General features: G+C 70.0%; 7 protein-coding genes. 2 read left to right on the forward strand and 5 right to left on the reverse strand.

What is annotated here, in order from left to right:
- Positions 1-4: 4 nt before the first annotated feature.
- The 3 genes from ACZ4FV_RS15035 to ACZ4FV_RS15045 form a co-directional block, all read right to left on the reverse strand.
- Positions 5-2,572: an ABC transporter permease gene (locus ACZ4FV_RS15035; RefSeq protein WP_395863230.1), complete on the reverse strand. Its 2,568-nt coding sequence runs from the start codon at positions 2,570-2,572 to the stop codon at positions 5-7.
- A 22-nt stretch (positions 2,573-2,594) separates the two neighbouring features.
- Entirely contained in the window at positions 2,595-3,353 is a 759-nt protein-coding gene (locus ACZ4FV_RS15040; RefSeq protein WP_395863474.1) for an ABC transporter ATP-binding protein, read from the reverse strand.
- A gap of 333 nt (positions 3,354-3,686) precedes the next feature.
- Positions 3,687-4,679, reverse strand: coding sequence for a helix-turn-helix transcriptional regulator (locus ACZ4FV_RS15045; RefSeq protein WP_395863228.1), 993 nt, complete (start codon positions 4,677-4,679; stop codon positions 3,687-3,689).
- 63 nt (positions 4,680-4,742) lie between these two features.
- Between ACZ4FV_RS15045 and ACZ4FV_RS15050 the strand changes: the two genes are divergently transcribed.
- Entirely contained in the window at positions 4,743-5,240 is a 498-nt protein-coding gene (locus ACZ4FV_RS15050; protein WP_402234173.1) for a pyridoxamine 5'-phosphate oxidase family protein, read from the forward strand.
- A 198-nt stretch (positions 5,241-5,438) separates the two neighbouring features.
- Here ACZ4FV_RS15050 and ACZ4FV_RS15055 read toward each other — a convergent pair whose 3' ends face one another.
- Both ACZ4FV_RS15055 and ACZ4FV_RS15060 read right to left on the reverse strand, forming a co-directional pair.
- On the reverse strand, positions 5,439-7,082 hold the full coding sequence (locus ACZ4FV_RS15055) for an ABC-F family ATP-binding cassette domain-containing protein (protein WP_465322736.1): 1,644 nt from the start codon (positions 7,080-7,082) through the stop codon (positions 5,439-5,441).
- Between the two features lie 231 nt (positions 7,083-7,313).
- Positions 7,314-8,120: a YoaK family protein gene (locus ACZ4FV_RS15060; RefSeq protein WP_402234177.1), complete on the reverse strand. Its 807-nt coding sequence runs from the start codon at positions 8,118-8,120 to the stop codon at positions 7,314-7,316.
- 267 nt (positions 8,121-8,387) lie between these two features.
- Here ACZ4FV_RS15060 and ACZ4FV_RS15065 point away from each other — a divergent pair, with 267 nt between their 5' ends.
- Positions 8,388-9,662: a polysaccharide deacetylase family protein gene (locus tag ACZ4FV_RS15065; protein ID WP_395863220.1), complete on the forward strand. Its 1,275-nt coding sequence runs from the start codon at positions 8,388-8,390 to the stop codon at positions 9,660-9,662.
- Positions 9,663-9,918 lie beyond the last annotated feature (256 nt).

Consider the following 9,918-nt stretch of genomic DNA (forward strand, 5'->3'; position numbering starts at 1 on the left):
CGGGTCAGTCCGTCGCGATCGCCCGCAGGACGTTCATCCGCGCCGCCCGGAAGGCCGGCATCACGGCGGCGAGCAGGCCGACCACCGCCGCGGCGATCACGATCCCGATCACCGTGCCCCACGGGATCTCCAGGACGTCCAGGCCCTGCTTGGCGAGCAGGCGCTGGGCCCCGATACCCCACGCCATGCCGAGCGCGAGCCCGACCAGGGCGCCGAAGGTCGCGATGACCATGGACTCCAGGCGGATCATTCGGCGGATCTGCCGGCGCGAGGCGCCGATCGCCCGCATCAGGCCGATCTCCCTGGTGCGCTCGACCACCGACAGCGCCAGCGTGTTGATCACACCGAGGATCGAGATGATGATCGCCAGGCCGAGCAGACCGTAGATCAGGTACAGGAACGTGTCGATCTGCTTGCCGATCAGTTCCTTGTAGTCGCTCTGGTCACGGGCCTTGACCTGCGGGAAGGGATCGAGCGCCGACTTGAGCGCCGCGCCGACCTTCGACGCGTCCTGACCGGAGGCCGCGTTGACCATCATGATCTGGTACTGCACGTTCGGGACGAACTGCTTCATCACCGTGTTCGGGATGATCGTCGTGTCGCCCGCGCCGATGTCGGCGCCCTCGGACTTCTTGCGGATCGCGCCGACCTCGACCGTGGTCTTCTGCCCGTTCGGGAAGGCGATCTCGATCTTGCCGCCGATGCCGAGGTTGTGATCCTTGGCGAAGTTCTCGCCGATGGCCGCCTTGCCCGCCGAGATGGCCGCGTTGCCGCTGCCCTGGAGGTAGGTGGTCTTGAGCGTGTCGTCCATGCCCGGGTCCGAACCGACGACGAAGTCCTTCTTGCTCTTGCCGTCGGCGGTGAGCGTAGCGTTGCTGAGCGTCTGGCTGACCACCTCGCCCACGCCGGGGGTCTTCTTCGCCGCCTGGACGACGTCCTCCGGGAAGGTACCGACCAGCGACTGGATCGTGTAGTCGGCGCCCAGGGACTTCTCGATCTGCTTGTCGAACGAGGCCGACATCGACGAGGCCGCGACCGCCATGCCGCTGACCAGGGCGACGCCGATCATGATCGCCGACGCGGTGGCGCCGGTGCGGCGCGGGTTGCGCAGCGCGTTCTCCCGGCTGAGCCGGCCCATCGAACCGAACACCTTCGGGTACCAGGACGCCAGCGCCGGGACCACCGTGCGGGCCAGCAGCGGCGCCAGCACGATGAAGCCGAGCAGGGTGAACATCACGCCCAGGCCGAGGAATCCGCCGCCCTGGCTGCCGCTGTCCGCGGTGGCGCCGGCGACCAGTGCGAGCGCGCCCAGGGCGAACAGCACCAGGCCGATGATCGAGCGGGTCTTGATCGACTTCTGCGGCGGGGCGCCGGCCTCGCGCAGGGCCGCCATCGGGGCGACCTTGCCCGCGCGGCGGGCCGGCACGTACGCGGCGATCACGGTGACGATCACGCCGACCAGGTAGGCCACGATCGGGGTCGAGGTCTTGATCACCAGGGACGTGCCCTTGAGGTTGATCCCGACCGCGCTGATCAGCGCCTTGAGCCCGACGGCCAGACCGAGACCGGCCAACAGACCGAGCGTCGAGCCGACCACACCGAGCAGGACCGCCTCCACCAGCACCGAGCGGTTCACGTCCGCCCGGCTCGCGCCGATGGCCCGCATCAGACCCAGTTCACGGGTGCGCTGGGCGACGAGCATCGAGAAGGTGTTGAAGATCAGGAAGATCCCGACCAGTACGGCGACACCGGCGAAGCCGAGCATCGCGTACTTCATCACGTTCAGGAAGCCGCTCAGCGAGTCGCCGGCGTCCTTGGCGGACTCCGCGGCCGTCTTGACCTCGAAGTTCGTGGTGTCGCCGAGCGCCTGCTCGACGCGCTGCTTGAGGACCTTGTCGGAGACGCCGTCGGCGGCGGAGACCGAGATCGAGGTGATCAGGTTCGGGTCGCCGAGCAGCCGCTGCGAAGCGGTCGCCGAGTCGAAGGAGAGCAGGGCCGCACCGGGGTTGGTGGTGGTGAAGGTCATGATGCCGGTGACCTTGACCGGGAACTGCCCGATCGGTGCGATCACCCGCAGCTCGTCACCGATCTTCACCTTCTTCTTGTCGGCCGTGTCGGCGTCGATCATCACCTCGGCCGGGCCCTTGGGCAGGTTGCCGCTGGTGACCTTGACCGGGGTGCGGTCGGTCTCGTACCAGTTCGTGGCGATGGTCGGGGCGCCCGAGGACGGGCCCACGGACTTGTTGTTCTTGTCGACGACGGTGACCGACTCGAGGTTGACGTCGCCGTGCGCTTCCTTGACGCCGTCGACCTTGGCGACCTTGTCGATGACCGAGCGCTGCAGCGTGGGCGTCTGCCCGGTGAGCGCGAGGTCGTCCTTGTCGAACTCGGACTTCGGGTTGACCGAGACGTCCGAGGCGGTGGATTTGAACAGCTCGTCGAACGTCTTGGTGATCGTGTCGGTGAATACCAGGGTGCCGGAGACGAACGCGACCGACAGCAGTACTGCCAGGGCGGACAGCACCATTCGCCCCTTGTGGGCGAGGAAGCTGCGGAACGTGGCTTTCAACATGGTGGGGGACTCTCCGCCTGTTTCAGCTGGTCCGGGCGCCGTCGAAGCGCTTCATGCGCTCCAGTACGGCGTCGGACGTGGGACGCAGCATCTCGTCGACGATTCGACCGTCTGCCAGGAACAGGACCCGGTCCGCGTAGGACGCCGCGTTCGGGTCGTGGGTGACCATCACGATGGTCTGACCGAGCTCGTTGACACTGCGCCGCAGGAAGCCCAGCACCTCGGCGCCGGAGCGCGAGTCGAGGTTTCCGGTCGGCTCGTCACCGAAGATGATCTCGGGCCGGCTGGCCAGCGCGCGGGCGCACGCGACACGCTGCTGCTGACCGCCGGAGAGTTCGCTCGGGCGGTGCTTGAGCCGGTCGCGCAGGCCGACGGTCTCGATCACGGTGTCCAGCCAGGCCTTGTCCGGCTTGCGACCCGCGATGTCCATCGGCAGCGTGATGTTCTCCAGCGCGGTCAGCGTCGGGAGCAGGTTGAACGCCTGGAAGATGAAGCCGATGTTGTCGCGGCGGAGCTTGGTGAGCGCCTTGTCCTTCAGGCTCGTGATCTCCGTGTCGCCGATCCAGCTCTTGCCGCCGCTCACCGAGTCGAGACCGGCGAGGCAGTGCATCAGGGTCGACTTGCCGGAGCCGGAGGGGCCCATGATCGCGGTGAACTGACCGCGACCGATCTGGACGTCCACGCTGTCGAGAGCGACGACTCGGGTCTCGCCTTCGCCGTACGCCTTGGTGAGCTGCTGCGCGCGGGCGGCGATGGTGCCCCTGGAGTCCGCGTCGGTCATGGCAGCCGTGGCCGTGGTCACGAGTCTGTCCCCCAGATGAGGTGAAAGGGTGGCGCGCTCCGCGGTTTGCAGTGCACAGGATCACCGTAGGGGGGATGGGGCTCCGGCGAATCCTCTCCAAGGACAGATCCGGCCGTCCTACGCAGGGAGGACCCCGGGTACGCCGAACGACCCTTCCCCTAAGGGGAGCCCCGTACCGGTGGGGTACGTCCCGGGGAAGAGTCGACGATCCGTCACGCTGTGTGGACCTCGCCCGTGCCAACGATCCGCATCCGACCCGGGGTTCCCCAAATGTCGGGTCCGGGTGCGCCGCGCTCCCCGAGGTGGGTGGCGTCAGTCTTGCGAGGGACCTTCCGGCGTCCGATGGTGGGCCACGATCGCGGCGCCGATCCCGGCCACCGCGCGGCGCAGGCTCGGCGGCGACACGGCTTCCATATGCGTGCCCAGACCGATCAGTTGGCCCAGTGCGACCTCCTCGGACTCGGTGCGCAGCCGCAGTTCGCGCCACCCGTCCGGGTCGGGCGGCCCCGCCGAGGCGAGCGCGTCCGCGGCGACCACGGGGCCGAAGATCCGCGGCAATCGGCCCAGCGCGGACGGCGACACCCGGACCACGCAGGCGAACTGCATCAGCGATCGGGCGAAGTCCTCGTTGCTGTGTGCCCACCACGTGCCGAGGTCGAAGCCGTCCGGGCGCTCGAAACGTTCCGGCCGACTGCTCGCGGCCACCACCCGTGACACCCGGTAGCTGCGGATGTCGGTGCGATGGCGGGCGACCAGGTACCAGACGCCGGCCTTGAGGACGAGACCGAACGGGTCCAGCCGGCGGGACACCTCGCGGTCGCGGCGGGCGTACCGCAGATCCAGCCGGCGGCCGGTCCACACCGCGCTCGCGATCTCGGTGAGGTACGGGACGTCCTCGTCGCGGTGGAACCAGCCCGGTGCGTCCAGGTGGAAGCGCTGCCGGACCCGGCCCGCGCGGGTGCGCAGGTCGGCGGGCAGGGTGGCCATCACCTTGGTCTGCGCCGCGACGAGCACGGTGTCCAGGCCCAGCGCGTCGGCGGCGTGCGGCGCGCCGGACAGGAACAGCGCGGCCGCCTCGTCGCCGGTGAGTCCGTCCAGCCTGGTCCGCCAGCCCTCCACGAGCCGGATCCCGCCGCGTGGTCCGGTCTCGGTCCACAGCGGTACGCCGGACGCCTGGAGCGCGGCGACGTCGCGGTACACGGTGCGGACCGACACCTCCAACTCGTCGGCCAGCTCGGCGGCGGTGGCCCCGCCGGGTCGGTTCTGCAGGTGGAGCAGGAGTGCCACCAGTCGGCCGGATCGCATGACTCGAAACTAACCCGGAATCCTTGCCAAAGGTTGTCAGGGATGGCGGTGCACGATGTGCGTATGACGAGTTGGGCGGAGTTCGAGAAGGCCGAGCCGGAGTTCGCGACGACGGTGCGCGAGCGCTTCGGGATGTACAAGCACCATGTGCTGGGCACGGTGCGGCGGGACGGTTCGCCTCGGCTGAGCGGGTTGGAGGTGGATTTCCGGTCCGAGCAGATGTGGCTCGGCATGATGCCCGGTTCGTTGAAGGCGCGGGATCTGCTGCGTGATCCGCGGTTCTCGATCTTCGCGAACCCGGGGGAGGGGGCCGAACTGGCGCACGGTGACGTGCGGGTGAGTGGGCGGGCGGTCGAGGTCGTGGACGACGCGGTGAAGGGGCCGTACGCGGGCGAGACGGGGGCGCCGGTGCCATTTCATCTGTTTCGGGTCGAGCTCGACGAGGTGAGTGGGGTGGGGGTGGAGGGCGAGGAGATCGTCCTGCGGGTTTGGCGGCCTGGCGCGCGGGTTCGGACGATTCGGCGGGGGAACGACGATGGGTCTGCGCGGGATGTGGGTTGAGTTTGGTTGGCCTCATGCGCCGGCCGGGCTGGGTTGGCCTCATGCGCCGGCCGGGCTGAGTGGCCTCATGCGCCGGCCGGGCTGAGTGGCCTCATGCGCCGGCCGGGCTGGGTTGGCCTCAAGCGCCGGCCGGGTTGAGTTGCCCTCAAGCGCCGGGCAGGCTGGGTTGGCCTCATGCGCCGGCCCGGCTGGGTGGTGTCATGCGTTGGTTGGGGTTTCGGTGGGGGGATTGAGGCCGTGGCCTCGGTGGAGGGGGAGTTCTCGGGTGATGGCGATGTTGGTGAGGAAGGGGCGGTCGTGGGTGGCTACCAGTAGGGCTCCTTGGTAGGCGTTGAGGGCCTGTTCGAGTTGGTGGACCGAGGCGAGGTCCAGGTTGTTGGTGGGCTCGTCGAGGATCAGTAGTTGTGGGGGCGGGTCGGCGGACAGGAGCGCGGCCAGGACCGCGCGGAAACGTTCGCCGCCGGAGAGGGTGCCGACTCGCTGTTCGGGGCGATTGCCCTTGAAGAGGAAGCGGGCGAGCCGGCCGCGCAGTTCGGAGTCAGACGCCGTGGGCGCGAAGCGGCGGAGGTTGGCCAGGACGCTCGCGTCCTCGTCGAGGATGTCCAGCCGCTGCGGCAGATGCCGCACCCCGTCGACGCCGATCCGCACGCTGCCCCGGGCCGGTTGCTCCGCCCCGGTCAGCAGCCGCAGCAAGGTGGTCTTGCCCGATCCGTTGTCGCCGGTCAGCGCGATCCGTTCGGGACCGCGCACGTTCAGGTCCAGGCCGTCCGGCCCGTACAGCAGATCCGCGGTGTTCAGACCCTCGGCGACGAGCACCGTGCGCCCGGCGGGCACCTCGGTCCCGGGCAACTCGATGCGGATCTCCTTGTCGTCGCGCACCGCGTCCCTGGCCTCGGACAGCCGCGTTCGGGCGTCGTCGAGCCGACCCTCCTGCGTGCCCCTGAGCTTGCCGGCGGAGACCTCGGCGGCCCGCTTGAGGTTGCCCGCGACGATCCTGGGCACGCCCCCTTCCAGTTGGGCCTTGCGGCCGGTCCGGACCCGGCGGGCCAATCGCACCTGGGCCTCGGCCAGTTCCCGCTTCTGTTTGCGCAGATCGGTCTGCGCGGTGCGGACCAGGCGCTCGGCGGTCGCCCGCTCCTGTGCCAGGACCTCCAGATACGCGCTCAGATTGCCACCGTAGGTGCGGGCCCGGTCCGGGAGCAGTTCGACGATCCGGTCCACCAGATCCAGAAGCACGCGGTCGTGGCTGACCACGACGAGCACACCCGGATAGCCCCGCACCGCGTCGTACAACCGCTCGCGCGCGGAGCCGTCGAGGTTGTTGGTCGGCTCGTCCAGGAGCAGTACGTCGGGCCGGCGCAGCAGCAGCGCGGCCAGCCCGAGCAGCACCGACTCGCCGCCGGACAACGTGCCGACCGTGCGATCGAGGTCGACGTGCGGCAGTCCGAGCCGGTCGAGTTCGGCGCGGGCCCGCTCCTCGACGTCCCAGTCGTCGCCGACGGCGTCGAAGTGCCGCACGTCGGCGTCACCGCCCTCGATCGCAAGCAGCGCTGCGCGCGTGCCGGCGATGCCCAGCACGTCGTCGACCCGACGGTCCGCGTCGAGCGGCAGATGCTGGGGGAGGTAGCCGAGGTCGCCGCCGGCCGTGATCGATCCGGAGGTGGGCGACAGGACGCCGGCGATCAGTTTGAGCAGGGTCGACTTGCCCGCGCCGTTGACCCCGACCAGGCCGGTTCGGCCGCCGCCGATGGCGAGATCGAGGCCCGCGACGACGGGGGTGCCGTCGGGCCAGGCGAAGGACAGGTCGGAACATACGATCGCCGGTGCGGTCGGAAATGACATGGAGTGGCTCCCATGGACGCGTGGTGAACGGATCGCGTGGGACACCGCGCGGCGGGATCGGGAGGGGGCCGGACGTGAAAGATCGTCCGGGACGGCCACACCGAGGTCGAGACGCGACCGCGAGCACACAGGGGCTCGAGCGGCGCGATGTCCGGACCTCAGATGCGCAACGGACCATCCAGACGGACGACAATGTGACCGGTCCAGGCTAACCCTCGGACGCCGAGGACCTCAAATGTTTTTCCCGTCCGGCGCGACGAGTGGCCCGGAACCGGTGTCCGGGGCGGCGTCGTCCGGAGCCGGAGCCGGATCCGCGGAGGCGGCCGGACCGGCGCGGCGGTCCAGGACGTACCCGGCCACTGCCGCGCCGAAGAGCAGGATCAGGGGTGCGGCGAAGGCGACGAGGATGTGTACGTGCAGTACCAGCGTCGCGCCGGTGAACGCGCCGAGCGCCATCGCGAACGCGGAGAGCATTCGACGGCCCGCGCGCGAGCCGGGTCCGCCGAAGCGGCGCAGGTCGGCGGCCAGCCCGGTGAGCGTCTGGGACAACACCGTGGTGGTCAGGTCCGGTACGGCCAGCCGCCGGGCCACCGCGTTCTGTAGCCCCATGGCCAAGCCGAGGAGCAGGATCAGCGAGTACCGCGCGCCGGTGCCGAGCCCGCTCACCGCCGCGGCCACGGTCAGGGCCGCCGCGATCAGGACGGCCTGGAGGGCGCAGCCGACCCAGAGCAGGCGCAGTCGTCGATCGCCGAACCCGGCGCCCAGGCGGCCACCGCCGGCGGCGCCGACCAGGAACGCGGCCAAGGCGGCGAGCGAGGCGGACACCGACAGGCCAGGGGCGCCGGCCAGGGCGAAGCCGGTGAAGACCACGTTGCCGGTCATGTTCGCGACGAAGACCCGACCCAGTTCGAGGTAGCTCAGCGCGTCGACCAGGCCGGTCACCACGGTGAGCACGATCAGCAGCGGCGAAAGCGGGCCGTGCGGGTCGTCGCGCGGCGGCATCAGGGTGTGTTTGGCCTCCCGAAGCGTTTCGCGCATCGATGTCCCTCCGGATCGGCCGCCCTGTGCCCGGCCCCGAGCACCGGCCCGGTTATCCATAGCCCGTTCGGGACGTACGGACACCTCGGCCGGCCGAAGAGCGCGGTCCCGTTGCCGCCGAGTGGCCGTACCCCTTCATCCCATGTGGTGATCATGATCGTGCGCGCGGCCAGGCATATCCCCAACCGTGACGATGGGCGATTTAGCCTGCAATGGATTTCCCTATATTTCCGATCATTTGGGGCATTCGTGCGATCATCCCGCGGCGTGGCCGCAATCGTCCTGGTGGTGGCGGTGGTCGCCGCCATCGGCTTCGTCGTGTTCGCCGGTGGGCATGGCGAGGACCCGAAGCAAAAGGCCGCCGCGCCCGCCCAGGGTGCCCCGAAGGTGCAGCCCGGGCAGGGGCCGGTCACCCTGATCGGCGACGGCTCGACGTCGAGCACGGGCGAGCAGCCGGGCCGGCTCAAGCCGGAGAAGCTCGCACCGGGCCAGGCGCCGCCGCAGTTCCTGGTGTTCTCCTGGGACGGCGCCGGCGAGGACGACAAGAAGCTGTTCTCCCGCTTCCGCCAGGTGGCCAAGGAGAGCAACGCGAAGATGACGCTGTTCCTGTCCGGGGTGTACGTGTTGCCGGAGGCCAAGCGGGCCAAGTACCTGCCGCCGCACAAGCCGATCGGCGCCTCGGACATCGGCTACCTCGACGACGTCCACCTGCGGATGACGCTGGAACAACTCGGCGCCGCGTGGAACGAGGGCCACGAGATCGGTACGCACTTCAACGGCCACTTCTGCGGCCCCACCGGCGGCGGCTCGTGGTCGGCGGACGACTGGCGCAGCGAGGTCGACCAGGCCAAGGCGTTCGTCAAGAACTGGAAGACCAACACCGGTTGGGCGGATCTGCCGGCGCTTCCGTTCGACTACGACAAGGAACTCATCGGCGGCCGGGCGCCGTGTCTGGAGGGCCAGAAGGCGCTGCTCGACGCCGCGCCGTCGCTGGGCTTCCGCTACGACGCGAGTTCGCCCGGTGGGCGCCAGGTGTGGCCGACCAAGGTGAACGGGATCTGGGACCTGCCGTTGCAGCAAATCCCGCTGCCCGGGCGCAAGTTCGAGGTCCTGTCGATGGACTACAACGTGATGTTCAACCAGTCGCGCACGGTCAAGGGCGACCCGGCCAAGTTCCAGGAGTGGGAGGAGCAGGCGTACGCGAGCTACATGGCGGGCTTCGAGCGCGCGTACACCGGGAACCGGGCGCCGTTGATGATCGGCAACCACTTCGAGGGCTGGAACGGCGGCATCTACATGAAGGCGGTCGAACGCACCATGCGGACCGCGTGCGCTCGGCCGGAGACGAAGTGTGTGAGCTTCCGCGACCTGGTGGACTGGCTCGACGTCCAGGATCCCGCGGTGCTCTCGAAGCTGCGGACGTACGACGTCGGGGCGAAGCCTGATTGGTCGACGCTTGCCGGCTCCGCGCCCGACGCTCCCGCGGTTCCGGCTGCGGCTTCCGGTGGGGGACGGGCCGCGGCGGTGCGGGACCGGTACTGATCGGGCCTGCGGCCCGGGTGGCCTCAAACGCCGGCCGGGCTGCGGGGAAGCCGGTCTGCGACTGGGGTGACCTCGAACGCGGGCCGGGCTGGGGAGCGACCGTCTGCGACGGGGTGGCCTCGAACGCGGGCCGCTTTGGGGGGACTCGGTCCGTGACCGGGGTGGGGGGGGGGGGGGGGGGGGGGGGGGGGGGGGGGGGGGGGGGGGGGGGGGAGGGGGGGGGGGGGGGGGGGAGGGGGGGGGAGGGGGGGAGAGG

The organism is Embleya sp. NPDC025285, from assembly GCF_055558835.1.